Source organism: Ruegeria sp. BB1 (assembly GCF_056539465.1).
In genome coordinates this window covers 25,995-51,359 of record NZ_JBQFVB010000001.1, presented here as the reverse complement: position 1 = coordinate 51,359, position 25,365 = coordinate 25,995, and the positions used below count along the sequence as shown (strand labels likewise).

Annotated in this window: 24 protein-coding genes; 16 read left to right on the top strand and 8 right to left on the bottom strand. The window is 58.8% G+C overall.

Annotation, left to right across the window (positions count from 1 at the left end; translation table 11 throughout):
* Nucleotides 1-119 precede the first annotated feature (119 nt).
* From ACR0AL_RS00240 to mdoH, 4 genes are read left to right on the top strand one after another with little or no spacing between them, the layout of a single operon-like run.
* Nucleotides 120-1,490 carry a tetratricopeptide repeat protein gene (locus tag ACR0AL_RS00240; RefSeq protein ID WP_170349265.1) on the top strand — a complete coding sequence of 457 codons (1,371 nt, stop codon included), beginning with the start codon at nucleotides 120-122 and terminating at the stop codon, nucleotides 1,488-1,490.
* 32 nt (nucleotides 1,491-1,522) lie between these two features.
* A complete protein-coding gene (locus tag ACR0AL_RS00235) occupies nucleotides 1,523-2,740 on the top strand; it encodes an OpgC family protein (RefSeq protein ID WP_170376005.1) in 1,218 nt (405 codons plus the stop codon).
* Nucleotides 2,737-4,236 (top strand): OpgD/OpgG family glucan biosynthesis protein, encoded by a 1,500-nt coding sequence (locus ACR0AL_RS00230; RefSeq protein ID WP_226688252.1) that lies wholly within the window; start codon nucleotides 2,737-2,739, stop codon nucleotides 4,234-4,236. The genes ACR0AL_RS00235 and ACR0AL_RS00230 overlap by 4 nt, the downstream gene beginning before the upstream one ends.
* Nucleotides 4,233-6,101, top strand: coding sequence for a glucans biosynthesis glucosyltransferase MdoH (gene mdoH / locus ACR0AL_RS00225; protein WP_480647169.1), 1,869 nt, complete (start codon nucleotides 4,233-4,235; stop codon nucleotides 6,099-6,101). Before ACR0AL_RS00230 ends, mdoH begins: the two co-directional genes overlap by 4 nt.
* On the opposite strand, the gene ACR0AL_RS00220 is transcribed toward mdoH, so the two are convergent.
* Both ACR0AL_RS00220 and ACR0AL_RS00215 read right to left on the bottom strand, forming a co-directional pair.
* Nucleotides 6,102-6,917: a CE1 family esterase gene (locus ACR0AL_RS00220; RefSeq protein ID WP_480661551.1), complete on the bottom strand. Its 816-nt coding sequence runs from the start codon at nucleotides 6,915-6,917 to the stop codon at nucleotides 6,102-6,104.
* Nucleotides 6,914-7,387 carry a rhodanese-like domain-containing protein gene (locus ACR0AL_RS00215; RefSeq protein WP_170396413.1) on the bottom strand — a complete coding sequence of 158 codons (474 nt, stop codon included), beginning with the start codon at nucleotides 7,385-7,387 and terminating at the stop codon, nucleotides 6,914-6,916. The genes ACR0AL_RS00220 and ACR0AL_RS00215 overlap by 4 nt, the downstream gene beginning before the upstream one ends.
* A 212-nt stretch (nucleotides 7,388-7,599) precedes the next feature.
* On the opposite strand from ACR0AL_RS00215, the gene ACR0AL_RS00210 reads away from it, so the two are divergent.
* The 7 genes from ACR0AL_RS00210 to selD are packed head-to-tail and all read left to right on the top strand — an operon-like array spanning nucleotide 7,600 to nucleotide 15,689.
* Nucleotides 7,600-10,467, top strand: a complete 2,868-nt coding sequence (locus tag ACR0AL_RS00210) for a monovalent cation/H+ antiporter subunit A (protein WP_425080346.1) — start codon at nucleotides 7,600-7,602, stop codon at nucleotides 10,465-10,467.
* Nucleotides 10,467-10,826: a Na+/H+ antiporter subunit C gene (locus tag ACR0AL_RS00205; protein ID WP_170349272.1), complete on the top strand. Its 360-nt coding sequence runs from the start codon at nucleotides 10,467-10,469 to the stop codon at nucleotides 10,824-10,826. Before ACR0AL_RS00210 ends, ACR0AL_RS00205 begins: the two co-directional genes overlap by 1 nt.
* Entirely contained in the window at nucleotides 10,823-12,367 is a 1,545-nt protein-coding gene (locus ACR0AL_RS00200; protein ID WP_170549680.1) for a monovalent cation/H+ antiporter subunit D, read from the top strand. The genes ACR0AL_RS00205 and ACR0AL_RS00200 overlap by 4 nt, the downstream gene beginning before the upstream one ends.
* Nucleotides 12,367-12,864: a Na+/H+ antiporter subunit E gene (locus tag ACR0AL_RS00195; RefSeq protein WP_170349274.1), complete on the top strand. Its 498-nt coding sequence runs from the start codon at nucleotides 12,367-12,369 to the stop codon at nucleotides 12,862-12,864. Before ACR0AL_RS00200 ends, ACR0AL_RS00195 begins: the two co-directional genes overlap by 1 nt.
* Nucleotides 12,861-13,130, top strand: coding sequence for a K+/H+ antiporter subunit F (locus tag ACR0AL_RS00190; protein ID WP_058282485.1), 270 nt, complete (start codon nucleotides 12,861-12,863; stop codon nucleotides 13,128-13,130). Before ACR0AL_RS00195 ends, ACR0AL_RS00190 begins: the two co-directional genes overlap by 4 nt.
* A gap of 10 nt (nucleotides 13,131-13,140) precedes the next feature.
* Entirely contained in the window at nucleotides 13,141-13,524 is a 384-nt protein-coding gene (locus ACR0AL_RS00185) for a Na+/H+ antiporter subunit G (RefSeq protein ID WP_170349275.1), read from the top strand.
* 5 nt (nucleotides 13,525-13,529) lie between these two features.
* On the top strand, nucleotides 13,530-15,689 hold the full coding sequence (selD, locus tag ACR0AL_RS00180; protein ID WP_480661548.1) for a selenide, water dikinase SelD: 2,160 nt from the start codon (nucleotides 13,530-13,532) through the stop codon (nucleotides 15,687-15,689).
* Here selD and mnmH read toward each other — a convergent pair.
* Together mnmH and ACR0AL_RS00170 are read right to left on the bottom strand one after the other, a co-directional pair.
* On the bottom strand, nucleotides 15,680-16,732 hold the full coding sequence (gene mnmH, locus ACR0AL_RS00175; protein WP_480661546.1) for a tRNA 2-selenouridine(34) synthase MnmH: 1,053 nt from the start codon (nucleotides 16,730-16,732) through the stop codon (nucleotides 15,680-15,682). The genes selD and mnmH overlap by 10 nt on opposite strands.
* 44 nt (nucleotides 16,733-16,776) lie before the next feature.
* The gene (locus ACR0AL_RS00170; protein WP_480661544.1) at nucleotides 16,777-17,442 is read right to left on the bottom strand and encodes an SOS response-associated peptidase; all 666 of its coding nucleotides are present in this window, start codon (nucleotides 17,440-17,442) and stop codon (nucleotides 16,777-16,779) included.
* 55 nt (nucleotides 17,443-17,497) lie between these two features.
* On the opposite strand from ACR0AL_RS00170, the gene ACR0AL_RS00165 reads away from it, so the two are divergent.
* Nucleotides 17,498-19,150, top strand: a complete 1,653-nt coding sequence (locus ACR0AL_RS00165) for a tetratricopeptide repeat-containing sulfotransferase family protein (RefSeq protein ID WP_480661542.1) — start codon at nucleotides 17,498-17,500, stop codon at nucleotides 19,148-19,150.
* 63 nt (nucleotides 19,151-19,213) lie between these two features.
* Here the strand turns inward: ACR0AL_RS00165 and ACR0AL_RS00160 are convergent, their stop codons facing one another.
* Nucleotides 19,214-20,791, bottom strand: coding sequence for a bifunctional metallophosphatase/5'-nucleotidase (locus tag ACR0AL_RS00160; RefSeq protein ID WP_480661540.1), 1,578 nt, complete (start codon nucleotides 20,789-20,791; stop codon nucleotides 19,214-19,216).
* A 109-nt stretch (nucleotides 20,792-20,900) separates the two neighbouring features.
* Here ACR0AL_RS00160 and ACR0AL_RS00155 point away from each other — a divergent pair, with 109 nt between their 5' ends.
* The 4 genes from ACR0AL_RS00155 to arsC are packed head-to-tail and all read left to right on the top strand — an operon-like array spanning nucleotide 20,901 to nucleotide 23,060.
* A complete protein-coding gene (locus ACR0AL_RS00155; RefSeq protein WP_170517292.1) occupies nucleotides 20,901-21,239 on the top strand; it encodes a DUF952 domain-containing protein in 339 nt (112 codons plus the stop codon).
* A complete protein-coding gene (locus ACR0AL_RS00150; RefSeq protein ID WP_170359255.1) occupies nucleotides 21,236-21,667 on the top strand; it encodes a DUF1330 domain-containing protein in 432 nt (143 codons plus the stop codon). Before ACR0AL_RS00155 ends, ACR0AL_RS00150 begins: the two co-directional genes overlap by 4 nt.
* Entirely contained in the window at nucleotides 21,664-22,722 is a 1,059-nt protein-coding gene (locus tag ACR0AL_RS00145; RefSeq protein ID WP_480661538.1) for a quinone-dependent dihydroorotate dehydrogenase, read from the top strand. Before ACR0AL_RS00150 ends, ACR0AL_RS00145 begins: the two co-directional genes overlap by 4 nt.
* Nucleotides 22,719-23,060: an arsenate reductase (glutaredoxin) gene (arsC, locus tag ACR0AL_RS00140; protein ID WP_480662525.1), complete on the top strand. Its 342-nt coding sequence runs from the start codon at nucleotides 22,719-22,721 to the stop codon at nucleotides 23,058-23,060. The genes ACR0AL_RS00145 and arsC overlap by 4 nt, the downstream gene beginning before the upstream one ends.
* On the opposite strand, the gene ACR0AL_RS00135 is transcribed toward arsC, so the two are convergent.
* From ACR0AL_RS00135 to ACR0AL_RS00125, 3 genes are read right to left on the bottom strand one after another with little or no spacing between them, the layout of a single operon-like run.
* Nucleotides 23,057-24,376 (bottom strand): MATE family efflux transporter, encoded by a 1,320-nt coding sequence (locus tag ACR0AL_RS00135; RefSeq protein ID WP_480661536.1) that lies wholly within the window; start codon nucleotides 24,374-24,376, stop codon nucleotides 23,057-23,059. The genes arsC and ACR0AL_RS00135 overlap by 4 nt on opposite strands.
* Nucleotides 24,377-24,379: 3 nt before the next feature.
* The gene (locus tag ACR0AL_RS00130; protein WP_170349293.1) at nucleotides 24,380-24,898 is read right to left on the bottom strand and encodes a PaaI family thioesterase; all 519 of its coding nucleotides are present in this window, start codon (nucleotides 24,896-24,898) and stop codon (nucleotides 24,380-24,382) included.
* Nucleotides 24,898-25,317: a PaaI family thioesterase gene (locus ACR0AL_RS00125; RefSeq protein ID WP_480661534.1), complete on the bottom strand. Its 420-nt coding sequence runs from the start codon at nucleotides 25,315-25,317 to the stop codon at nucleotides 24,898-24,900. Before ACR0AL_RS00125 ends, ACR0AL_RS00130 begins: the two co-directional genes overlap by 1 nt.
* Between the last annotated feature and the right edge of the window lie 48 nt (nucleotides 25,318-25,365).

Sequence of the window (25,365 nt, the reverse complement as noted above, 5' to 3'; positions counted from 1 at the left end):
ACGTTTTACACACACGGCTTTTCACCAATTCGAGAGCAGAGGCGATACTGATACGACGCCGTCAGAGTCTCTGCTACATCGAATAGTGTAGAAAATTAAAATTGGATCGGACCAATCGCATGAAACAGGATGTTTTCGGACAGATGAACACCCTCAGCCATTCGGCAAGCGTCGAGGCGTGGAACGGTGTTCTGCTTGGGTTCATGGCGCATGCGGCCATTACTCCGCAACATCTGGGCAAGGTGCTGGAGCTTGAGCCCGACTTTGCCCTGGGTCACGCCATCAAGGGGCTGTTCATGGTTCTGCTGGGCCGGCGTGAGATGACGGCGGTCGCGGTCGAGGCCCTGTCAGAGGCCAAAGCCGCGATGGAACGGCAACCGATCTCTGAACGTGAGCGCATGTATGTCGAGGCGCTTGGCCTGTATCTGGAAGATCTGCCCTCGCAGGCGATTCAAAAATTTGAGCAGATTCTGCGCTCCCATCCGCAGGATACTCTGGCGATGAAACTCAGCCACGCAACCCGGTTCGTTCTAGGTGACCCGACCGGTATGCGCCGGTCAATCGAGCGGGTCTTGGCCGCTTATGAACCGGATCACCCAGGACGTGGCTATCTTCTGGGCTGTCACGCTTTCGCGTTGGAGGAAACGGGCGAATACCAAAAGGCCGAGATTGCCGGACGCCAAGCCCTTTGGATGGTTTCGGATGATGCCTGGGGTCTGCATGCGGTGGCCCACGTGCACGAGATGCAGGGCAATGCGCAATTGGGTCTGGACTGGTTGGCCGGACGCGAGGACGCTTGGACCCATTGCAACAACTTCCGCTATCACGTCTGGTGGCACAAGGCACTGATGCATCTGGACCTGGGTCAGGTCGACCAGGTGATGGAGCTGTACGATACCCACGTTCGCCAGGACAAAACGGACGATTACCGCGATATCTCGAACGCGACCTCACTGCTGTCGCGCCTAGAGCTGGAAGGCGTCGACGTAGGCAATCGCTGGGAAGAGCTGGCCGATCTCAGCGCGGCCCGGACCGAGGATGGCTGCGTGGTCTTCGCAGACCTTCACTATCTGCTGGCATTGACTGGTGATAACCGCAACGAAGCGACCAGCAAAATGTTGCAGCGCATCCAGAAAGACGCGCAACGCAATCAAGGCGATACTCCGGTCCGCATGTCCGACCCGGGTATTGCAGCCTCCAAAGGGCTTGAGGCTTTTGGTGAGGGGCAGTACGCCGCCGCATTCGACTTTTTGTCGAGCGCGCGCAATGGCATGCAACTGGTAGGTGGCAGCCACGCCCAACGTGATGTATTCGAGCGCATCACCATTGATTCGGGCCTGCGCGCGGGCCGTCTGGATGCTGTCGAGCGCATCTTGGACGATCGCCGCGCCAAACGGGCCGGAGGCGAGGACAATTACGCACTTGCGCGCCGCGCATTGATCGACGCGGCCCGCGACAACGGAGACGCACAAAGCGTCCCGGCTGAATAACAAAAACAAAGACCAAGAAGGACAGAACACGTATGGCGACTGCATCGCCCGCTTCTGATTTTGCGCCTGTGGCCGCCTCGGCGGCCGCCCCTGCCCGTGTGCGTGATCCGCGCCTGGATTTTTACCGCGGCATCGCGATGTTCATCATCCTGATCGCACATATCCCCAATGACCCCTGGGCCAAATGGATCCCCGCGCGGTTCGGCTTTTCCGATGCGACCGAGATCTTCGTGTTCTGTTCCGGCATGGCTTCGGCCATCGCCTTCGGCGGGGCCTTTCTGCGCAAGGGCTGGTGGTTGGGTACCGCCCGCGTGGCGTTCCGCATCTGGCAGGTCTACTGGGCACATATCGCACTCTTCTTCTTTGTCGCCATGTCCATGGCCGCGCTGAATGAAAGTGGATTGTTCGAGAAAAACTATATCTCTTCGCTGAATCTGCAGCATTTCTTTAACGATCCTGCGCCGCAGATTGTCGGGCTGTTCACCCTGACCTACGTGCCTAATTACTTCGATATCCTGCCGATGTATCTGGTGGTTCTGGCGATGATGCCGCTGGTCATGGGCCTGTCGCGGATTGGGTTCTGGGCGGTTGCCTTGGCCTCAGTCACGCTGTGGCTCGTGGCGCAGACCGACGTTCTGGACTTGCCGGCCGAGCCGTGGTCGGATCGACAGTGGTTCTTCAACCCCTTCGGTTGGCAATTGCTGTTCTTCACCGGCTTTGCATTCATGCGCGGCTGGATTCCCGCCCCCCCGGTCTCGAAAACGCTGATCTGGGCAGCGGCGCTGTTCCTGATCTTCTCGATGCCGTTTGGCTCATGGAAAGTGTTCACCTGGATCAACGCAGCAGCCCCCGATCTGGCCGACGAAATCCGAAAAGTTTGGCCCGTTACTAAAGAGTTCCGCGACAAGACCGATTTTGGCCTGTTCCGGTATCTGCACTTCCTGTCGCTGGCTTATCTGGGCTGGGTCGTTGCGGGAGAACACGGCCATCGCCTGATCGCCACCGGTCACGGCGCGGCGGCCAAAATTTGGCAATTCCTGCTGACCGTGATCACCAAAGTCGGGCAGCAATCGCTGGCGGTATTCGTTTTTTCCATGGCAGCAGCACGGCTTATCGGCGTCGGACTGGACCTGAGTGGGCGGGATGTTGCCAGTGTGTTCATCGCTAACATGATTGGCTTTGCGATGATCATCGGGGTGGCATACATGGCCGCTTGGTTCAAATCACAACCTTGGAAGTCAAAGAAATGAATTTTACACGTCGTGCATTTCTGGCCTCGACTTCGGCGCTTGCCTTTGCGCCTGCCACATTTGCCACCGGCGGGGAAACCCCCTTTGACCGCAATGACGTCATCGCGATGGCCCGGGATCTTGCCAGCCGCCCCTATGCGGAACGCGAAATGGTGCCCCAGGAATGGCAGGACCTGACCTATCAGCAATACCGCTCGATCCGGTTCCGCCTGGACCGGGCGCTGTGGTTTGAAACCGAGACGCCCTTTAACGTCGATTTCTTCACACCCGGCTTATACTTCCCGCGCACCGTCAAGGTGTCGACGGTCGAGGATGGTTTCGCAACGCCGGTCGCGTTTGATCTGAGCATGTTCGACAAATCCGAGGATGTGCCTGAACTACCGATCGACGACACGCTGGGCTTTTCCGGTTTGCGCCTACGCACCGAGATGCATCGCCCCGGCAAAACCGACGAGTTCTGCGTCTGGCAGGGTGCCAGCTATTTCCGCGCCATCGGCCTGCACGAGGTTTACGGCCTCTCCGCCCGTGGTCTGGCACTGAAAACCGGCGATCCGGATGGTGAGGAATTCCCCGAATTCATCCGCTTCTGGCTGGAGCGCCCAAAACCTGGCCAGCGTGACATGGTGGTTCACGCGCTGATGGACAGCCCCAGCGTGACAGGTGCCTATCGGTTCAACGTCACCGCAGGCGCAGACTGCGTCATGGATATCGAGGCCACCCTGTTCCCGCGCGAAGAGCTAACACATGTCGGAATCGCGCCGGGCACTTCGATGTTCTTGTTCGACCAGACCAATCACAGCCGGTTCGACGATTTCCGCCCCGCCGTCCACGACAGCGACGGTCTGCTGATCCGCAACGGTGCCGGAGAAGTTTTGTGGCGACCGTTGGCAAACCCGACGCGTCTGCAGATTTCGTCCTTCGTTGACATGAACCCGCGCGGGTTCGGCCTGATGCAGCGGAAACGCGAGTTCTCGGACTACGCGGATCTTGAGGCGAATTACCACAAACGCCCCGGCCTTTGGGTCGAACCGAAGGGCGACTGGGGCAAAGGTACTGTAACGCTGGTTGAGATTCCGGCAGATCAGGAGATCTATGACAACATCGTCGCCTATTGGCGTCCGATGGAGCCATACGCAGCGGGCAGCCAGGTCGACCTGTCCTACCGTCTGATCTGGGGGGACGAGCCGCAGCGTACGCCGATGCCGCGCGTGATCAACACCGCCATGGGTGAAAACACCTTTGGCGAAGGGCGCCTAGCCGTCATCGACTTTGAACCCTCTGAGCTGTTCGAAGACCCCGAGGCGATGACGATCTTCGTCAACTCACCCCACGCCGAAACGTCCGAGGGCGTGCTGCAAAGCAACCCCGATACCGGCGGGCTGCGACTGGCCTTTTCCTTCCAGCCGGGTGACAGGAACCACGTGGAACTGCGCGCGCAGTTGCTGAAAGACAAACAGCCTGCCTCTGAGGTCTGGCTCTACCGTTGGACCGTATGACCGAAGATTTGCATATCATGCCGCCCGAGGCACCGCTGGCCATGCCCGCGCAAGATTTCAGCGCGGGCTTCCGTGACGCGCAAGTGCCCGAGGGTCAGCGCCCCTCGGTCGGGTTTTGGCGCGCCTTGGCGTTTTCGCCTGCGATGGCCGCGACTTTAGGCCTGCTGTGGGTAATGAGCGACTGGTTTGGGGCCGAAGGGATCAACCTGATCGAAGCCATCCTGCTGTCGCTGATCTCGTTCAACTTCTTCTGGATTTCCTTCACCGTCTGCACCGTGCTGCTAGGTATGGTTTCCCTGTCGCGGCAGGAACAGCCCAAACGCGAGGGCCGTCCACAGCCCTTGCGCGTGGCGCTGTTGATGCCGGTTTATAACGAGGTGCCTTGGAACGTGCTGGGCAATGCCCGCACGATGCTCGAGGATTTGCGCGCTCGTGGTGGTCAACACTACTATGCCATGTTCATCCTGTCAGACACCCGCGACCCCGAGATCGCAGCACAGGAACAGGCCAGTATCGAGGCGCTGCGAACGACGCTGGCCCCGGGTCTGGAACTGTATTACCGCCGCCGCGAAGAAAACACGGACCGCAAGGTCGGTAACATCGCCGACTGGGTCAGCCGTTGGGGCGCGGATTGGGATGCGATGTTGGTGCTGGATGCCGACAGTCTGATGACGGGCCGTGCCATCCTGCGCCTGACGGATTCACTGGCGCGCGATTTTGGCGCGGGCCTGATCCAAAGTTATCCGCAACTGATCGGCGCGCAATCGGTCTTTGCCCGGATGCAGCAGTTTGCCAACGGCGTGTATGGCATTGCATTCGCCGAAGGTCTGGCGCGCTGGTGTGGACAAGAGGGCAACTATTGGGGTCACAACGCGATTATCCGCACCAAGGCCTTCGCCAATTGCGCTGGTCTACCGAAACTGCTCAGCCTGAATGGTCAGGAAAAACTGATCATGAGCCACGATTTCGTCGAGGCCGGTCTGATGCGTCGCGCCGGTTGGGGCGTGCGGTTCCTGCCGCGCATCCGCGGCTCGTACGAGGAAACACCGCCCACACTGATCGACCATGCGCTACGCGACCGTCGCTGGTGCCAGGGCAACCTGCAGCACCTGAAGCTGCTGGGGTCTGCCGGGTTCCGGGCAGTGTCGCGGTTCCACATGTTCCACGGGGCGGTGGGCTATCTAATGTCGCCGCTGTGGTTCGCCTTGCTGGTGATGTGGGCGCTGATCGGTCAGGGCGAGGATGCCTCGGTCCTGCATTATTTCAGCCCCGACAACCCGCTGTTCCCGCAATGGCCCGAGATGTCGGAAACCCGCCATGTGCTGATCATTCTGGTGATGTATGCGATGTTGCTGGCCCCCAAGGTGCTGGGCGTTCTGGCGCTGCCCCTCAGCGGAGTGCGCTATGCGGATTTCGGCGGCGGTTCCAAATTCCTGACGTCGTTTCTGGCCGAGGTCATCCTGTCGATCCTTTACGCTCCGATCCTGATGGTGCAACAGATGATCGCAGTATTCCGCACGGCGCTTGGTCTGCAAAAAGGTTGGTCCCCGCAGGCGCGGGATGGTGGCAGCTATAGCCTGCAAACGCTGGTCCTGTGCCACATGCTGGAAACCATTAGCGGCATCGCATTGAGTGTGGGTATCCTGTCCGGTCTGGTGTCGATCTGGCTAGCCCCGATTGCCGTCAGCCTTGCGCTGGCGATCCCCCTGTCCGCACTCAGCGGTGTGTCGGCTGGTACCGCGCGGCGCATGGTCGGGATGAAAGAGGATTTTCACGAACCCGCCATCACGCGATCCGCCCGGCGTCATCGGAACGAACTGAAGCGCCTGATCGAGGGTAAGACGGTCATGACCCCTGCCGAGTGATTAGCCGCCCGGCAGGCCTTCGTACCAGTCCACCATCATGTCCGCCCAACCCTTGGGCACTGAGTGGCCACCGGGAAACAGCGCGAATTCCAGCATGCCGCCTTCGGCACACCCGCTCCATCTGCGTCGCATGAACTGACCGGTGGTTGAAAAACCGCTGGGCTTGGTATCGACGCATTCATTGGCAACCCGCCAGATTTCCAGCCCGGCAAAGATATCGCCTTGATGGAACCGGCCACCGCCCAGAATGCGTCCTTCTAACGGCACCACATTGTCGGTCCAGCCGTGGGTGTGGAACATCCGTACCGGGCCTTCGCAGCTTTCGGGATGCGGTCGCCAGAAACCGCCAGATACCGGTACATAGGCCGAAAACGTATCGGGTGCCGCGCAGGCCAGGTAATACACCATGAACGCCCCGGCCGAGAAACCGCCCAGAACCACGCGATCCGCATCCACATCGAAACGGTCCGAGGCATCCTGTACCGCTTCGGTCAGAAAGGCGGTTTCGTCCCGCCCTTCCCAACCGGGAAAGAAGTTCCAGCTTTGGCGGCCATTTCGTTCTGACCCTTCGGGGGCCATGACTGCATAACCGCGCGCCAGCAAAGGCTCGACCATGCTGCGGTTTTTCAAAGTACCGGTTGCCGAACCCCCATAGCCATGCAGAAAGACAACCAACGGTGGGTTATCCGCCTCGGGCAATTCGATGTGGTACCCACCCGAGGCCGTCTCACACACGCTTTCCTGATCGGCACAGGCCGCCAACCCCGCCTGCCCGGCGAATATCAAACCCGCTGCCAAGGTGAATGCCCGGATCATCCTGTCTCTCCTGTATTGTGTTCAACCGGCAAACCGGCCCGTACCCATCCCGGCCCTGCGGCGGACCCCAGCATACCCTCTGGTACGTCAATGATGTTTGTGAACCCTGCCTCGGTCAATCTGTTGCTCAGCCGAGCCGACCTGACCCCACGCGCGCAAATCAATGCAACAGGCGCGTTCCGATCACCGCCGGTCAGCTGTGCCAGCGCCTGTTCGAAATCATCGCGGCGCATATCCAACGGATGCGCCCCCTGGCCAACGCCCGTGGTCTGCCATTCCCGCGGCGTGCGAATGTCGACCAACAACACATCCCCAGACACCGCTTGCTGATGCGCGTCCTGAACACTCAGCCTGTCACCCGCATAATCTTGCGGGATCAAGCGATATTCCCGAACAGCAAAGCCAGCAACAATGGCGGCACCACCGCCCAACAGAACCCATCGGCGTGTTCGGTTTGCTTTGTCTGCCACGCAGCTCCCTCCTGATCCGATGGGATGTGCTTATCACAGCCCGAATTTCGAATCCGCGTTGAATTTCAACCGGCAGATCAAGATCGCGTCATTGTTTCGCACCCCAATCGATGGCGCTAGGACTGCGGGTAAAACTTGCAATAGCTGGACAGTTAGAAAATTATCCTTAAAAACCAGTACTACATTTGACCGCCCAGATCGGAGTATCGCACTTGTCCCTATTCCTCATCGCGGCCCTTCCCTTCCTCGGAGCTGTATTCCCAGCCCTTCTGATCCGGGCAGGACGAAACGCAGCAGCATCAGCCGCCGGGCTGACCACCTTTCTGGCGCTTATGGGGCTGTTGATTCACATCCCGTCGGTCATGCGCGGAGAGGTTGTCACGGCGCGGTTCGACTGGATACCGGCACTGGGACTGAACGCGAATTTCATGCTGGACGGTCTTGGGTTTCTGTTTGCCCTGCTGATCCTGGGGATCGGCTTGCTGATCATCCTCTATGCGAGGTTCTATCTGTCGCGCGAAGATCCAATGGGGCAGTTCTATACCTACCTTTTGTTGTTTCAGGGCGCGATGGTTGGGATCGTCCTGTCCGACAACATCCTTCTTTTACTTATTTTCTGGGAGCTTACATCACTAAGTTCATTCCTTCTGATCGGCTATTGGAAACACCTGCCCGAGGGACGTCAGGGCGCGCGCATGGCGCTGGCCGTAACCGGCGGTGGCGGGTTGGCGATGATCGCGGGGATGCTGATTCTGGGCAATATCGTGGGCTCATATGACCTAAGCGTCATCCTGCAGAACAAAGAGCTGATCCAAGCCTCACCGTATTACATGCCCGCGCTGGTCCTGATACTGTTGGGCTGTTTTACCAAGTCAGCGCAGTTTCCGTTCCATTTCTGGCTGCCACATGCGATGGCCGCACCAACGCCTGTTTCAGCCTATCTGCATTCAGCAACAATGGTGAAGGCCGGACTGTTCCTGATGGCCCGGATGTGGCCGGTTCTGGCGGGGACGGATGCGTGGTTCTATATCGTGGCGACCACAGGTCTGGTGACCATGTTGATCGGGGCCTGCATTGCCTTGTTCAAAGACGATCTTAAGGCACTGCTGGCGTTTTCGACCGTTTCGCATCTGGGTTTGGTGACGATGCTGCTGGGCTTTGGCACCAAGATTGCAGCTGTGGCGGCGATATTCCACATTATCAATCACGCCACCTTCAAATGTGCTCTGTTCATGACCGCCGGGATCGTGGACCACGAAACCGGAACCCGAGACATCAAACGTCTGGGCGGGTTGCGTCAGTTGATGCCGATTACATTTACCATCGGAACGATTGCCGCGCTGTCCATGGCCGGTCTGCCTCCGCTGAATGGCTTCCTGTCCAAAGAAATGATGCTTGAGGAGACAGTCCACACCACCTGGCTGCACTCGCACTATCTGGTACCGGGTCTGGCGCTGCTGGCGGCACTGTTCTCGGCTGCCTATTCCTTCCGCTTTGTCGGGCATGTCTTCCTTGGCCCGCAGCGCAACGATTATCCGCACCACCCGCATGATCCGCCTGTCGGTATGTGGCTGGCTCCGGCCTTCCTGGTGGTGCTGGTTGTGCTGATCGGGCTGTATTCGGCCGCGCTCGTTGGGCCTCTGGTCGCGGTTGTATCCAGCGCCGTAATCGGTGGAGAGAAGCTGCCCTACTACTCACTGAAGCTCTGGCATGGCTTTACGCCCGCGCTTTACATGTCGGCCGTAGCCACATTAGGCGGTCTGTTCCTGCTGGCTCTACACCGTCGTGGCGAACAGCTGTGGAACGCCCTGCCCCGCCCCGAAGCGAAGGTCATCTTCGAGGCTGTCATCGGCGCGTTTACTGCACTCAGCCGCTGGATCACCGACACATTGCATAATGGTGTGATCAGCCGGTACGCCATCATCCTTGTCGCGTTCACCGTCGGGCTTGGCTACTACGCCTATTCAACCGGCACGATAGGCCCCGAAACGCGCGAGCCCCTGCCCATTCAGATCATTCCATTCATCGGCTGGACTTGCCTGGTGGGCGCGACGCTGGCGATCATGTGGTTCCACCGCAATCGTCTGCTGTCGCTGGTGCTGATCGGCGTCGTAGGCCTGATCGTTTCGATGGCGTTCAACTATCTTTCGGCCCCGGATCTGGCACTGACGCAGATCTCGGTCGAGGTGGTGACGATGATCCTGTTGCTCCTGTCGCTGAACTTCCTGCCCACGGATACACCGTGGGACAGCAGCGCGGCGCGACGCTGGCGGGATGCGGCGATCTCAGTGGTGGCCGGCCTTGGCACCGGCGCACTGATCTATGCGCTGATGCTGCGGGATTTTGCCTTTCCCACGATTTCCGAGTTCCACTTGGCCAATTCGTACAAAGGCGGTGGCGGTACCAACGTGGTCAATGTGATCCTGGTGGACTTCCGGGGCTTTGATACATTTGGCGAGATCATCGTTCTGGGCATCGCCGCCCTGATCATCTTTGCCCTGACCGAGGCCGTTCTGGGCACTAACGTTCGCAGCTATCTGCTGAACCGCAAGCCGCACTGGCCGCAATCGGGCGATTCACATCCACTGATGATGGTTGTGGCCACCCGCGTGATGATGCCGATTGCCCTGATGGTTGGCGCCTATATCTTTTTCCGCGGCCATAACCAGCCGGGGGGCGGGTTCATTGCCGGTCTGATCGTCGCGATTGCCTTCCTGATGCAATACATGGCCAGTGGCTACACATGGGCCATCGAACGACAGCGGTTCTATTATCACGGCACCATCGGCTGGGGTGTTCTGATCGCTGCCGCCACCGGGATCGGAGCATGGTTCAACGAACGCCCGTTCCTGACCAGCGACTTCGGCTATCTCCATTGGCCACCCCTGGAAGAGTTCGAATGGGCCACCGCCATCCTGTTTGACACCGGCGTGTTTCTGGCCGTGCTGGGTGCGGTGATGCTGGCGCTGGACAGCCTGTCGCGGTTCGCGTGGCAGCCGGGTATGGCGCAAGAGTTCCCGATGGATATCAACCCGCTACGGGACGATTCGAAAGACGAAGATAAGAAGGAGCAGGCCTGATGGAAGCGCTCGTAGCCTCAGCCGTAGGCATCATGACCGCCGCCGGGATTTTCCTGATCCTGCGCCGCCGCACATTCCCTGTCATTCTGGGGCTGTCGCTGATCACCTACGCGGTGAACGTGTTCCTGTTCGCCACCGGGCGGCTGGCGCTGGATGCGCCTGCGGTTCTGAACAAATACGAAGAGGTTCCTTATACCGACCCGTTGCCACAAGCGCTGGTGCTGACGGCCATCGTGATTTCCTTTGGTATGACGGCGGTGATCGTGATGATCGCGCTGTCCGCTTATCTGTCGTCGAAGGATGACCATATCGACATGACCGCACAAGACAGCGTCGACGGCGCGGGAGAAGACGCATGAACCACTGGATCGTAGCGCCGATCGTCCTGCCCGCGATCCTGGCCCCGTTCATCATCATGGTCCTGCGATATCACCTGGACCTGCAGCGCATCTTCTCGGTCGCCGGTGTAGTGGCGTTGCTGGGGATTGCCCTGACCATCACCGCGCAGGCCGCAGGTGGCGATATTCTGGTCTATGAGCTGGGCGATTGGCCTGCGCCCTTCGGCATCGTGCTGGTGCTAGACCGCCTGTCTGCGATGATGGTCTTGCTGACCGCCCTGCTCGCCTTGCCCATTGTGCTATACGCTATTGCGTCCGGGTGGGACGACAGGGGCAAACACTTTCACGCGCTGTTCCACTTTCAGCTCATGGGCGTCTGCGGTGCCTTCCTGACGGGCGATGCCTTCAACCTGTTCGTTTTCTTCGAGGTGTTGCTGATCGCTTCCTACGGCTTGATGACGCATGGGGGCGGGTCGGTCCGGCTGAAGGCCGGGGTGCAATATGTGGCCTATAACCTGTTGGGCTCGACCTTGTTCCTGTTTGCGCTCGGCACGCTTTATGCCGTGACCGGAACGCTTAACATGGCCGATCTGGCTGTTCGAGTCGCCGAAATTCCGCCCGAGGATACCGCCCTATTGCGGGTTGGAGCGGTTTTGTTGCTGTTGGTCTTTTGTATCAAGGCGGCCGTCTTGCCACTGCATTTCTGGTTGCCTGCCAGTTACGCCAATGCACCTTTGCCCGTCGCCGCACTGTTTGCGATCATGACCAAGGTGGGTGCCTATTCAATCCTGCGCGTCGATACGCTGGTCTTTGGGCCCGATGTGGCTGTAACGCAAGGATTGCTGGGCGACTGGCTGCAACCTGCCGCGCTTCTGACGCTGGCCGTGGGTGCCATTGGTATTCTGGGCTCGCAGCACATCGCACGGATGACGGCCTTTTGTGCCATCGCATCAATGGGCACATTGTTGATCGCAATTTCACTGTTTACCGAAACGGCCACAACTGCCGCGCTGTACTACATCTTTCATTCGACCCTTGCCACGGCGCTCATGTTCTTGGTGGCTGACCTAGTGATGGAACGCCGGGGCGGGGCCATCGCGCCAACGGCCCCGATGGCGCAAAGCGGGCTGGTCTCGGCCCTGTTCTTTGTTGGGGCAATCGCGATGGCGGGAATGCCCCCACTGTCGGGTTTCATCGGCAAGCTCCTAGTGCTGGATACGGCGCGCGACGCACCGGATGCAAACGCAATCTGGGCCGTGATCCTGATCGGGTCGTTCGTCACGATCGTCGGGTTGGCGCGCGCAGGCACGCTGATCTTCTGGAAAAGCCATGACGCACAACACAACCCGGCGCCCGAGGTGGAAGATGACGAGGAAGCACCAGCCCTGCCCGCACCCGAACCAAACCCCGGACTGGCCTTCACCGCCATTTTTGGCATGGTCATGGGGCTTGTGATGCTGACCTTGTTCGCGGGCCCTGCCCTGACTTACGCTGGCAAAACAGCCGAACAGTTGTTCACACCCGAAAACTACATCTCAGCCGTTCTGGGGGGAGAGGAATAATGAGACTTCTGCATCGAATTTTCCCCCACCCGCATCTGACGATCCTGCTAACGCTGGTGTGGATGCTTCTGGCGAATTCGCCTTCGCTGAACTCTCTGGTGTTCGGATTGCTGCTTGGGATTATCATTCCCTTCATTACTCAGCCCTACTGGCCCGACAGACCCAAACTACGCAACTGGCCGATGATCATCGAGTATATGCTGGTGGTGCTGTGGGATATCGTGATGGCCAATATCACCGTGGCCCGTATCATCCTGTTCAAACGCGATGCCGACCGACAGCCCAACTGGGTCTGTATCCCACTTGAACTGCGCACCCCCGAAGCGATCACTGTATTGGCCGGAACCATCACCATGACCCCAGGAACAGTCAGTTGCGATCTGTCGGCACAAGGCCACAACCTGCTGGTTCACTGCCTGGATGCGCCCAACGTGGATGAGGTGCGCGACCAGATCAAACAGCGCTATGAGCGCCGTCTGAAGGAGATTTTCGAATGATCGAGATTGCGATCTGGTTTGCCTTCGCCTGTTTCGGGGCGGCCATCATGCTGTGCCTGTATCGTATCATCTCGGCCGAGGGTGTGGGCACACGTGTTCTGGCGCTGGACACGATGGTCATTAACACAATTGCGCTAATGATTCTTTACGGGCTGGCTCTGGGGACCGAGATCTTTTTCGAGGCCGCCATGATCATCGCCATGCTGGGTTTTGTCTCAACCGTAGCCTATGCGCGCTTTATGCTGCGCGGCAATATCATCGAGTGAGGGCGCCCCAATGTTCATAATCGAGTTTCTAGTCGCCTTCTTTCTGATCGTATCCGGCATATTCGGTTTTGTCGGCTCGTATGGGATGATAAAGTTGAAGGACCCGATGTCGCGTCTTCATGCCCCAACCAAAGCGACGACGTTAGGTGTGGGTGGTGTGCTGCTGGCGTCGATCTTTCATTCGGCAGTGATCGAGCAGCATATTTCCCTGCACGAGCTGCTGATCACCCTTTTCCTGTTCCTGACTGCGCCGATCACGGCCCTGTTCATTGCCAAATGGCATATTCATCGCCATGAAAAGCCCGATGATCTGCCTGACGCAGGTGAGGATGAGCTTTGGGCCACTCACGCGGTTGAGCAGGTCGAAGACGTACCAGACCACACAAAGACCTGAATTCCATGCATCACCCCCCGCTGCCCCTGACCCGTGATCTGGTTCTGATAGGCGGCGGGCATACCCACGCGCTTGTACTGCGGAAATGGGGCATGAACCCTTTGCCCGGTGCGCGGGTGACCGTGATCAACCCCGGTGCCAATGCCCCCTATTCCGGTATGCTACCAGGCTTCGTCGCCGGACATTACCAGCGTTGGGAGCTGGACATTGATTTGGTGCGCCTTGCCCGATTTGCCGGTGCGCGCGTGATCCTGGGCCCGGTTGATGGTATCGACATCGACCGGCGTCAGATACACGTGCCTGGGCGACCACCCGTGGCCTTCGATGTGGCGTCGGTCAATGTGGGGATCACCTCGGACATGCCGGCCCTGCCCGGATTTGCTGACCATGCAGTTCCCGCCAAGCCGCTGGGACCGTTTGCCTCCAGGTGGGCGGAGTATCTGGATGGCAGCGGCCCCGCCTCAGTCGCCGTGATCGGCGGTGGGGTCGCGGGGGTAGAACTGGTTATGGCCATGGCTCATGCCCTTCGCGCCAAAACCCGCACAGCGCAGGTGACACTGATCGACAATGCCCGGGCCTTGGCGGCGACGGGGACCAAGCCGGGCGCGACCATTCGTAAGGCGGTGGCCGATCTGGGGATTGAGCTGATCGAGCATGCCGCGATTTCACGCATCGAACAGGATCATGTTCTGCTAGAGGATGGCCGCAAGGTTCCCGCCGAATTTATAACCGGGGCTGCCGGTGCCCGCCCCTATGACTGGATCAACCAGACGGGCCTTGATCTGCATGACGGCTACATCCGCGTGGACGCCCATCTGCAATCCAGCGATCCGGCGATCTTTGCCGCCGGAGATTGCGCCCATCTTGCCGATAACCCTCGTCCCAAGGCCGGTGTCTATGCGGTCCGAGAGGCTCCGGTCCTGTTCAACAATCTGCGGGTCGCTCTGGGGGCCGGGAAGATGCGGCGATATCAGCCGCAGAAAGACTACCTAAAACTGATCTCTTTGGGTGGTAAATCGGCACTGGCCGAACGTCTTGGAACCTCGTTCAGCGGGCCAGTGATGTGGCGATGGAAGAACCATATCGACCAGAGCTTCATGAATAAATTCCGCAACCTGCCCCAGATGGCACGCCCCGCCCTACCGCGCCACCATGCAGCGGGCATGCAAGAAGCCCTGGGGGAAAAACCCATGTGCGGCGGCTGTGGGGCCAAGGTTGGACGCGGCGCGTTGCAAACAGTTCTGAGTGGCCTGCCAAAGCCGAACCGGGACGACATCACCCCCTTGCCCGGGGACGATGCCGCCCTGCTGACAACCGGCGGAGCGCGGCAAGTGATGACCTCGGACCACCTGCGCGGCTTCACGGATGACCCAATGCTGATGACGCGCATCGCCGCTGTTCACGCACTGGGGGATATCTGGGCCATGGGGGCCAACCCACAGGCGGCGACGGCAACGATCATCCTGCCGCGTATGTCCCCGCAATTGCAGCACCGCACCTTGTCCGAGATCATGACGACGGCCACCGAGGTCATCCGCGACGCCGGGGCAGAAATCGTGGGCGGTCACAGCTCACTCGGGGATGAGATGACCATCGGCTTCACTCTGACCGGACTGTGCGACAATGACCCGATCACTTTGTCCGGGGCACGTCCTGGGGATGCATTGATCCTGACAAAACCCCTGGGCAGCGGGGTGTTGATGACCGCTGAAATGGCGGGGCAAGCTGATGGCAGTTGGGTGGCCGATGCCTTGCGGCAAATGGTTCAGCCGCAAGGCGCAGCATCGCGCATTCTGGCCGGGGCACATGCGATGACGGATGTAACCGGATTTGGACTGGCCGGACATCTGATGGGCATGTGCGAAGCCTCGGATTGTGGTGCAGTCTTGGATCTGGACACGATCCCTCTGATGACTGGCGCGCTGGAATTGGCCGCTCAAGGTGTCCGGTCGACAATCTTCGAGGACAACCGCGCAATCGTTCCGGGCATTCCATCCTCGGACAAGGCCGACCTGCTGTTTGACCCGCAAACTGCTGGGGGACTACTGGCCGCCGTCGCATCCGATCAGGCGCACGAATTGTGCGAACAGCTAAGGCACGCGTGCTATCCGGCGGTCATCATCGGGCATCTGACTGACACTCCGGGTTTGCGGCTTCAGAGCTGATCCAGAATTTCTTCAACCCGAGCGGCTGCGGCGTTCAGGCCCGCATCGTCCAGCGCCGCCACGTCGATTTGCGCGATAATCTTGGCGGCGCGTGTTTTGGAGGATTTGGCATAGGCCGGGTCATAATGCTGTTCCATCAACGCCCGCGTCAGCGCCCGTTTATCCCCCGCATCGATCAGCGCTAGCCATCCATCCACCACATCGTGTCCTCGATGGAACCGTAGCGGAGACAGGCGATCGCGCAAGCGCTCGGTATCCGAGAGGATATCGTCGTAAGCCTTAACCAGATACGCGGTACGCGCCTCAAGGGAAGCGGACACCTGAATCCGCGGTGCCGTCCGCAACGCAGTCCACAAGCTTGGCGGCAGGATCAGCGACCCGATCTTGGAGGGTTCAGCCTCGACAACCACCGGGCGCGCTGGGTCCAAGCCGCACAATGCGGCGGATAGAGCGGACTCGAAGGCTTTCTGGCTGGGCTGCCCGCCCGGCATTTCACCTAGCAAAGATCCCCGGTGGTTGGCTATGTCTTCGAGGTCCAGAACCTGAACGCCGCGCGCCTTCAAATGCAGCAGCAGGTCAGTCTTGGCTGTGCCCGTATATCCATCGAGGGCCACCAACCGGTGCGGCAATGGATTGTCATAGAGGTAGCGATTCACCAATCGGCGATAGGTTCGGTATCCGCCATCGACCACTTCGGCCCGCCAACCGATCTGTTGCAACATCCAAGTGAACGACCCTGATCTCTGTCCGCCACGCCAGCAATAGACCAATGGTTTCCAACTGCCCTCGTGGTGCGACAGGCTGTGTTCGATGTGATTTGCCGCGTTCCGAAACACCAGCGCTGCGCCAAGCTTGCGGGCCAGAAACGGACTTTCCTGCACATAGATCGTACCCACCTGAGCGCGTTCTTCATTGTTAAGCACCGGCAGGTTGATGGCGCCCGGCAGATGATCCTCTGCAAATTCAGCAGGGCTGCGCACGTCGATCACAGTGTCAAAATCATGCGCATACAGGCCGGGTAGATCAGAAAATTTCAGAGCCATGCCAACGGTCTATCCTGCGAACCTTGAAATGAAAAGGCGCCCAGTCACGCCGGGACAGGTTCAATCAGGCCCGGCCCGCTGGCCCGGTTCGAATTTACTGCTGGATCAACGCGGTAGAACTCCAAGACTCCCTCGGCCCCGGGTTGCATCAAACGTGCCGCGCCTTTCCCCGCCTCCCCTAACCACAAAGGCCAATCATCAGGCTCAAGGATCAGTGGCATCCGATGATGAATGGCGCTGAGGTGGCGATTTGCCGGTGTTGTTACGATGGCGCAAGTGCCCTGCTGCGTACCCTCAATGCCCCAATCCTGCCAGACCCCGGCAAATGCAATCGGTGCGCCATCTTTGCGGTGGATGTACCATGGCAGACGTGTTCCCTGTTCAGTTTTGGTCCATTCATAGAACCCTGTTGCCACGATCAGGCAGCGTCGTTCGCGGCAGGCGGCGCGAAATGCAGGCTTTTCGGCCAGAGTTTCGGCACGCGCATTGATCAGCAACGGACCGGCGGTTTCGGTCTTGTACCAATGCGGCAGGAACCCCCAGCGCAGCGAATCCAACTGGCGTCCGCCTTCGCCAACGCGCACCACATGCACTTGATTTGTCGGGCAAACATTGAAGTTCGGCACAGCAGGCAACGTGTTTGCAGGCCGTGCTGAAAACAGCTGCGCCATTGCGTCATTTGGAAGGGTTATTGCAAACCGTCCGCACATGGGTAAAGAACCATCAATAATCGTTTCATACAGGCACAGGGTGTCACGGGGTCACATGCAAAATCAAACAGCGAATACCCTCAAAGGCAAGGCGGTGGCTGCTTTGGAAGCAGGCAAGCTGCAACAGGCGCTGAAGAAGGCACAGTTGGGCGTTAAGAAATTCCCCAAGGATTCTGATTTCCACGCCATCTCGGGCTTTGTGCTGACCGAAATGAAGCAATACAAGAAATCTATTCCGCATTTCGTCGAAGCGTCACGAATAAAGCCAGACGACCCTCAATTCGTGGAAAACCTGGCAAATGCGCTTATGCAGACCGGACAGATCCCCAGGGCGCTGGAATATACTGAACAAAAGCTGGAACAGTTCCCAAACAACAAAGAACTGAACCGCGTCCTGGATGAGATTCACCTGAAAGGCAGTAACTGGCGCCTGGTCATTGAACATGCGAGCAAGAAGCTGCAAGCCGAGCCCGACGATGTGAACCTTCTGGGCAAACGGGCCCGTGCCTATTCGAAAATTGGATTTGTCGAGGACCACTCGCGCGATGTTTCTCGCGCCTTTGAGTTGGAACCGGAAAACATAAAGATTGCTTTCGCAAAGGCCGTGAACCTGCACCAAAGTGGTGACAAAAACGGGTCAAAGGAAATCTTGCAGCGTATTCTGGATACAGATCCCGAAAACATGAGCGCTTTGCTGCAGTTGTCCCTTGTAACCTCCAAGGATGACGGCCCGAAACTGATGGAGGCGGTCGAGACCGCAATCGCCAACAGGGACGAAGACTATCAAGAGTTGGAGTTCGCCAAGGCACACCTGATCTCGGTAATTGACGATCTAAATGCCGCCATGCCTCAATTTGTGCGAGCCAACAAGGTACAACACGATAGCAACCCGTACGACGCCGCTGAGGAAGAGAAAAAGCTGAACCAGATCACCGGTCTGTTCCCCATTGGAACCGATTTACCCGCAGCCGGATCAAGCGATGGGCCGGTTCCGATCTTCGTTCTGGGTCAGCCCCGTTCGGGCACCACGTTGATGGAGATGATGCTAAGTTCGGCGCCCGATATCGCCGGGTGTGGTGAGTTGACGTTGGCGTCTGACCTGTCGCATGAATTCCAATTGGGCAATCAGCGTTTTGACGCTGAAAAAGCCACTGAATTTGCGCAGCAATTCCGCGAACTGATGCCACCGATTCCTGACGGATCGGTCGCGTTCGTTGACAAGATGCCACACAACTATCAGCTTGTTGGTTTCTTGTTGGCCGCCTTCCCCAATGCAAAGATCATCAACATGCTACGTGACCCCCGTGATGTGGGGTTGTCGAAATGGATCCGGCGGTTCCCGGCTGGTGGGATGCGTTATGCGTCGAACCTGACAGCCATTGCTCATTCGGCGAATATGTACCGCCGCTATATGGCACATTGGGATACCGTGTTCGGTGACCGCATACTGACCGTTCCTTATGAAAAATTAGTGGCCGATCCGAAAACCTACAGCCAACAGGTTGCTGCGTTCTGCGATATCGAATGGAACGAAACCATGATGCATCCCGAGAAAAACACCAAGCAGGTCAGAACGGCCAGTATCGATCAGGTCCGCAATAAGATCTCGACCAAATCCATTGGTGGATGGCAGAGCGTGTCCGAACATCTACGCCCCATGCTTGACGGGTTCGATCCCGCGCTCTGGCCCGAATACGATTTGGGCTGAGTGCGCCCGAAACACGAAAGGCCGCATCAGGGATGCGACCTTTTTCTTTGCTATGTCGCAGAGTTACTTCTGCTTGATACGGCCGTCCAGATAAGGCTGATAGGGCGCATTTTCAGCCAAGTACTCAGCCGTGACATCTGCCAGGTCCGGACCAAAGTCATAGGCATTCTTGTCGTCGCCTTCGAACATGTTGTACCCGTCGCCGCCGTTGCGGACATAATTGTTGGTCACAACCAGATATGTCGCTGCCGGGTCAATTGGCGCAAAACCATCACCCTCGGCAACCATGACCTCGGACACGCGCCCTTCGTTCGGCGCAACCATTGGATCCCAGATGAATGTCAGACCCGCAACCTGCGGAAAGCGGCCCTTTACATCTTCGACCTGGCTTACGCCGTTCTCCAGCGCATCGATCACCCCCTGACCACTGATCTCGAAGGTAGACAGGGTATTCTGGAATGGTAGCACCGTCAGCACCTCGCCCATGGTTACTTCGCCCGGGTCGATTGAGGCCCGCAGCCCGCCTGAGTTGGCAATCGCAATCTGCACGCCTTGATCGGCCACACGCGCCAGCATGGCGTCGGCGACCAGGTTGCCCATCTCACATTCCTGCACACGACAGACAGAACGGTCCCCCTCGATGGCGTCTGCTGCATTCGCCACTACCTTATTGCGGATTTCGTCCAGCGGCACGGCCAGTTCGGCGATACGGTCCAACGCGGACTGATCCTCGGTCACGGTATTGTCCATGATCAATGGCTCGCCAACCGCCTCAAGCACGTTGCCGTCATCGTCGAAGGTTACGTTCAACTCACCCAGAAACTTACCATAAGCATAGGCCTGGACGATCTGGACACCATTGACCACGGTCGGGTACGGACCCGCTGCCTTGTCGGACACGTTCGACAGGTAAGTGTTCGAATGACCACCGACAATTACGTCCACCCCGCTGGTTTCCTGCGCTACGCGTTGATCAACACCATAGCCGGAATGGCTGAGAACGATGATTTTGTTCACACCCTCTGCGGCCAACCGGTCCACTTCTGCCTGCACGGCTGGGGCAGGGTCCGAGAAGGTAATATTCGGGCCCGGCGAAGCAAGGTCATGCGTATCTTCGGGCGTCAGGCCAATCAGGCCGATCTTTTCCCCGCCCACTTCGATGACAGTCGATTTCTTGATCTTGTCGATCAGCAACTCTTCGTCGGCAATATCCGCGTTCGACATCAAAACCGGAAATTCCACCGAGTCGATGAAGCCGCGCAGCACTTCGGGGCCATCGTCGAATTCGTGGTTGCCCACGGTCATCGCGTCATACCCCAGTTTGTTCATGAACTCGGCTGCGACCTTGCCCTTGTAGTATGTGTAAAACAACGAACCTTGAAACTGATCCCCGCCATCGACCAGGATCGAGTTTTCGGCCCGCGCGCGCGCGTCATTTACCGCAGTGACCAACCGGGCCGAACCGCCGAAACACTTGCCCTCTGCCCGATCGTCCTCATCACAAGCGCTGTCGTATTTGTTGATCGGCTCAAAACGCGCGTGGAAATCGTTGGTATGCAGAATCGTCAATTTATAATCGGCTGCGGCCATACCTGCGGTTAGGCCCAGAACTGCAGCAGACGCCAAAAAGCGGGTGAACATCTTCATACTCCTTGTTTTTTGTTTGGCGTGATGGTGCGCCCGCCAACAAGAAGAGTCAAAGGGGGAAATCCGTCTTGATTCTGCCCGTCACGCGGGGCATCACCACCTCATGCTGATTTACAAGATATTCAGGGCCGAGGAATGGGCCGCACTGCAGGATCAGGGTGCCTCGGATGGCGCACCGATTGATGTGTCTGACGGATATGTCCATTTCTCGACCGCCCAACAGGCGGCTGAGACCGCAGCCAAGCACTTTGCCGGTGTCGAAGGCTTGACCTTGTTGGCCTGCGATGCCGATGCCATGGGCGATGATCTGAAATGGGAGGTCTCGCGCGGAGACGCCTTGTTCCCGCATCTTTACCGGCAGATCCGCATGACAGATGTCGTCTGGTCGCGCCCCCTGCCCTTTGACGGGCAAGCCCACCAATTCCCCGAGGGGATGGAATGAGGTCTTTCGTCGACCCTGACCGCACCCAGTTTGAAGCGTTCAAGGCGTTGGACCGTGATCATCCGATCGAGATGTTGAATCTGGTCAAGTTTCGCGACTTGGCAGAATACCCGACGGGCCACGAACTGGCGGATGCCGGGCTGACCGGCGCGCAGGCTTATCGAAATTACGGCGCAGAAACTGCCCCGATTATCGCGCGCCTTGGGGCGTCGATCCTGTGGCGCGGCGCGTTTCAGACCACTCTGATCGGCCCGCAGGACGAAGATTGGGATGAGGTATTTATCGCCCGCTATCCGACTGCACATGCGTTTTTGGAAATGGTGACCGACCCGGATTATCAGGCTGCGGTTATTCACAGGCAGGCTGCGGTTGCAACTTCGCGCCTGATCCGCTGCGCCCCGGCCAAAGGTGGAGAGACTTTCGGATGAAACTGACCGAGAAACTGGGGCTGGCGGTCCTGCACAAGATGGACCCTGAAGCCGCCCATGGCATGTCGATCAAGGCGTTGAAGGCCGGGCTTGCCCCGATGCCCGGGCCGGTCACATCGCCGCGGCTGAAAACTCACGTAGCTGGACTGGACCTGCCCAACCCGGTGGGTCTGGCTGCGGGGTTTGACAAGAATGGAGAGGTTTTGACCCCCCTCTCACGCACAGGCTTTGGCTTTATCGAAGTGGGCGCTGTTACACCACGCCCGCAGCCCGGCAACCCCAAACCTCGCTTGTTCCGCCTGACTGAGGATAAGGCCGCCATCAACCGCTTTGGCTTCAACAACGAAGGCATGGAGGTCATGGCGCGCCGTCTGGCCGACCGCCCCAAGAATGCGATCATCGGGCTGAACCTGGGCGCGAACAAGGACAGTGACGACCGCCCCGGCGATTTTGCCAAAGTGTTGGCCCATTGCGCCGAGCATCTGGATTTCGCCACGGTCAATGTCTCATCCCCCAACACCGAGAAACTGCGGGACCTGCAGGGCAAGGCCGCGCTTGGCGCATTGCTGGGCGGCGTGATCGAAACTCGCAACGGTCTGTCCCGGCCTTTACCCATTTTCCTGAAAATTGCCCCTGACCTGACCGAGGCCGAATTGCAGGACATCGCCGATGTGGCGAAGGAAACAGGCGTTGACGCGGTGATTGCAACCAACACTACATTGTCCCGCGATGGGCTGCGCAGTGGGCATAAGGGCCAAACCGGCGGCCTGTCCGGCGCGCCCTTATTCGAAAATTCGACCCGTGTTCTGGCACAGCTGAGCCAGCTGACCGAGGGCAAAATCCCGCTGATTGGCGTGGGCGGTATCAGCAGCGCGGAACAGGCGTATGCCAAGATCTGCGCCGGGGCATCCGCCGTGCAACTTTATACCGCGTTGGTGTATGGCGGTATTTCTCTGGCCGCAGATATCGCGCAAGGTCTCGATAAATTGCTGGAACGAGATGGATTCAACAACGTCGCGCAAGCAGTTGGAAGTAAACGAAAGGATTGGCTTTGATTTCATATTGGCACAACCCGCGCTGTTCGAAATCCCGCGCCGGGCTGGCTCTGCTGGAAGAGAATGGCGCGCAGGTCGAGGTTCGGAAATACCTGGAAAACGCACCCTCGACCGATGAGCTGCGTACGGTGCTGGGCAAACTCGGCGTCAACGCCATAGACATGATGCGCACGGGTGAGAAACAGTTTAAAGAACTGGGTCTGACCAAAGCAACCCCTGCTAATGAATTGATCACCGCAATGGCAGAGAACCCCATCTTGATCGAGCGCCCTCTGGCAATCGCAGGTGACAAGGCTGTCATCGGGCGCCCGCCCGAGAACCTGTTGACGTTGATCTAGGCCACCTGTGCCTCCAGCCTGGGATAACGCCAGCCCATGGTGACGCCGCGCGCGATGTTCAGAACCATCAGCGCGGCCCACAAGCCGTGGTTACCAAAGGCCGGCACCAGTAGGAACAGGGCCGCCACATAGATCGCAACTGATTGAACCATCGCGTTGCGCATCGCACGGGTCCAGGTGGCCCCGATATAGATGCCGTCGAACATCCAGCTGGCCACCCCGATTGCCGGGGCCAGCGCGGCCCAGATCAGATAGTCTCGCGCCGCCGCGCGCACCTCGGCCGAGGTTGACATCAGATCGATCAACGCAGGCCCAGCCAAATAGAACACAGCCCCCAGCAGGAACGCCCCACCTACGCCCCATTGGGACGCCATGATTGACGCCCGCCGGACCTGAGACCGGTTCCGCGCGCCCACGGCACTGCCGACCAGAGCCTCGGCGGAAAAGGCGAAGCCGTCCAAGGCAAATGCGGTGATCTCAAGAAATTGCAGCAAGACCTGATTGGCAGCCAGGTTAACGTCTCCCAGATCGGACCCAACGAACAGAAATGTCGTGAACGCGCCCGTCAGCAGAACAGATCGGATCATGATGTCAGCGTTCACCTGCATCATCCGGCGCAATCGCGCTGCGTCGAAAATACGTGGCCAGTCGCGCCATTGATTCCCTGTGAACGCTTCGCGGCACAGATACAGGCCCAGCGCCAGCCCGGTCCATTCCGCGATCAGGGTAGCAATGGCCACACCTTCGACGCCCCAGCCCAACCCAAGCACGAACCACAAGTCCAGCAAGATGTTCAACCCGTTCATCCAGACCTGCAGGAGGAACACGCCCCGTGTCTGCTCTATTGCGATCAGCCAACCCGTAACGGCAAAAAGCGCGATGGTTGCCGGGGCACCCCAAATGCGGATTTGCAGGTAATCCTGCGTCAACGCCTCAACCTCGGGGCTGGCGGGTGACAGGGCAAACGCCCCCCAGAACAGCCCGACTTGCGTGAGAATAAAGAACAGCCCCGCCGCGCCGCCCAACAGCAGCCCGCGCATCAATAGCGCACCGGTTTCCGCCGTATCCCCTGCCCCGCGTGCCTGCGCCGCCAGACCGGTCGTGCCCATGCGCAGAAAGCCAAAGATCCAATAGATCGCGGACAGGATAACCGCGCCCATACCGACGGCCCCGATGGGCGCAGCCAACCCCATCTGACCGACCACACCGGTATCCACAGCGCCAAGTATCGGAACCGTGGCATTCGACAGCACAATCGGAACGGCGATTTTCAACACCCGCGTATGTGTCAGGGGTGCCGAGACGTGCTGCGTCACGGGTTACTCTCTTTCCGCTTTCGGCTGCGGCATCAGGAAATGCCCCGTGGCCTGCGCGATGGGTCGTGCGTGATTGTCCTGCCAGGCCTCGACCCGGACCGAGGCATAGCGCCTGCCAGATCGGCTGACAAAGGCGCGCGCATAAGCATCCCGCGGCAGGCCAGAGCGTAAGTAGTCAACCGTGAAATCAACGGTTTTTGGAAATCTCACCGCATCGGCTTTGAACAAATCTTCGGCCTCGATCTCACCGCTTTCGATGCGGGGAAAGAAGTGTTCCCAACTCAGCGTGATGACGGCCGTCACCTCAAGAAATGCGGCTGTAACCCCGCCATGCAGCGCGGGCAGCAATGGATTTCCGATCAGCTTGTCGTCAAAGTTCAGCACCCCAGTCAGCTCATCGCCGCGTCGGTCGAAGGTGATATTGAGAAAGCGGATGTAAGGGACTCCGTCGACAATCGCCTTCAGGGCCGCGTCGCGACGTTGCTTGACCACCTGCATGGGTTCGGGTCGGGGACGCACCATTACAATCCCTCCACCGTAAAGGCGCCTGCCGCTGTTGCGACCGGGCGTTCTTGATCGTCGTCCATCGCGGTCGCCCGAACAAAAGCAACATTGCGCGTAATGTGATAGCAGGTCGCACGCGCCGTAATGCTCTGCCCCGGCGTCGCCGCGCGCATATAGTCAATTCTCAGGTCAATTGTGGCCGTCCCGCCCGGAGCGCACGGATGGGACATAACGGCCGCCCCACAGCATGTATCCAGGGCGGCAAACACAGCGCCGCCATGGATAACGCCAGTTCTGGGGTCTCCGATCAGATCCGCATTATACGGCATTGAAATTTCAGCCTCGCCATCGCTGATGGTCGTCAATTTAAGACCAAGTGCGTTGGCATGCGGAATCGCCTCAATGAACTGGCGGGCAATCTCTACTTTGTCGACCATGTATGCGTGTCCTTTGGATTCCGTCCTTTATGAGCCTGCGCTTTGCAA

What these genes read in the sequence shown, in the direction of transcription:
- ACR0AL_RS00240 (WP_170349265.1), top strand. Translation starts at nt 120, where the DNA reads ATGAAACAGGATGTTTTCGGACAGATGAACACCCTCAGCCATTCGGCA.
- ACR0AL_RS00235 (WP_170376005.1), top strand. Translation starts at nt 1,523, where the DNA reads ATGGCGACTGCATCGCCCGCTTCTGATTTTGCGCCTGTGGCCGCCTCG.
- ACR0AL_RS00230 (WP_226688252.1), top strand. Translation starts at nt 2,737, where the DNA reads ATGAATTTTACACGTCGTGCATTTCTGGCCTCGACTTCGGCGCTTGCC.
- mdoH (WP_480647169.1), top strand. Translation starts at nt 4,233, where the DNA reads ATGACCGAAGATTTGCATATCATGCCGCCCGAGGCACCGCTGGCCATG.
- ACR0AL_RS00220 (WP_480661551.1), bottom strand. Translation starts at nt 6,917, where the DNA reads ATGATCCGGGCATTCACCTTGGCAGCGGGTTTGATATTCGCCGGGCAG.
- ACR0AL_RS00205 (WP_170349272.1), top strand. Translation starts at nt 10,467, where the DNA reads ATGGAAGCGCTCGTAGCCTCAGCCGTAGGCATCATGACCGCCGCCGGG.
- ACR0AL_RS00200 (WP_170549680.1), top strand. Translation starts at nt 10,823, where the DNA reads ATGAACCACTGGATCGTAGCGCCGATCGTCCTGCCCGCGATCCTGGCC.
- ACR0AL_RS00195 (WP_170349274.1), top strand. Translation starts at nt 12,367, where the DNA reads ATGAGACTTCTGCATCGAATTTTCCCCCACCCGCATCTGACGATCCTG.
- ACR0AL_RS00190 (WP_058282485.1), top strand. Translation starts at nt 12,861, where the DNA reads ATGATCGAGATTGCGATCTGGTTTGCCTTCGCCTGTTTCGGGGCGGCC.
- ACR0AL_RS00185 (WP_170349275.1), top strand. Translation starts at nt 13,141, where the DNA reads ATGTTCATAATCGAGTTTCTAGTCGCCTTCTTTCTGATCGTATCCGGC.
- selD (WP_480661548.1), top strand. Translation starts at nt 13,530, where the DNA reads ATGCATCACCCCCCGCTGCCCCTGACCCGTGATCTGGTTCTGATAGGC.
- mnmH (WP_480661546.1), bottom strand. Translation starts at nt 16,732, where the DNA reads ATGGCTCTGAAATTTTCTGATCTACCCGGCCTGTATGCGCATGATTTT.
- ACR0AL_RS00170 (WP_480661544.1), bottom strand. Translation starts at nt 17,442, where the DNA reads ATGTGCGGACGGTTTGCAATAACCCTTCCAAATGACGCAATGGCGCAG.
- ACR0AL_RS00165 (WP_480661542.1), top strand. Translation starts at nt 17,498, where the DNA reads ATGCAAAATCAAACAGCGAATACCCTCAAAGGCAAGGCGGTGGCTGCT.
- ACR0AL_RS00160 (WP_480661540.1), bottom strand. Translation starts at nt 20,791, where the DNA reads ATGTTCACCCGCTTTTTGGCGTCTGCTGCAGTTCTGGGCCTAACCGCA.
- ACR0AL_RS00155 (WP_170517292.1), top strand. Translation starts at nt 20,901, where the DNA reads ATGCTGATTTACAAGATATTCAGGGCCGAGGAATGGGCCGCACTGCAG.
- ACR0AL_RS00150 (WP_170359255.1), top strand. Translation starts at nt 21,236, where the DNA reads ATGAGGTCTTTCGTCGACCCTGACCGCACCCAGTTTGAAGCGTTCAAG.
- ACR0AL_RS00145 (WP_480661538.1), top strand. Translation starts at nt 21,664, where the DNA reads ATGAAACTGACCGAGAAACTGGGGCTGGCGGTCCTGCACAAGATGGAC.
- ACR0AL_RS00130 (WP_170349293.1), bottom strand. Translation starts at nt 24,898, where the DNA reads ATGGTGCGTCCCCGACCCGAACCCATGCAGGTGGTCAAGCAACGTCGC.
- ACR0AL_RS00125 (WP_480661534.1), bottom strand. Translation starts at nt 25,317, where the DNA reads ATGGTCGACAAAGTAGAGATTGCCCGCCAGTTCATTGAGGCGATTCCG.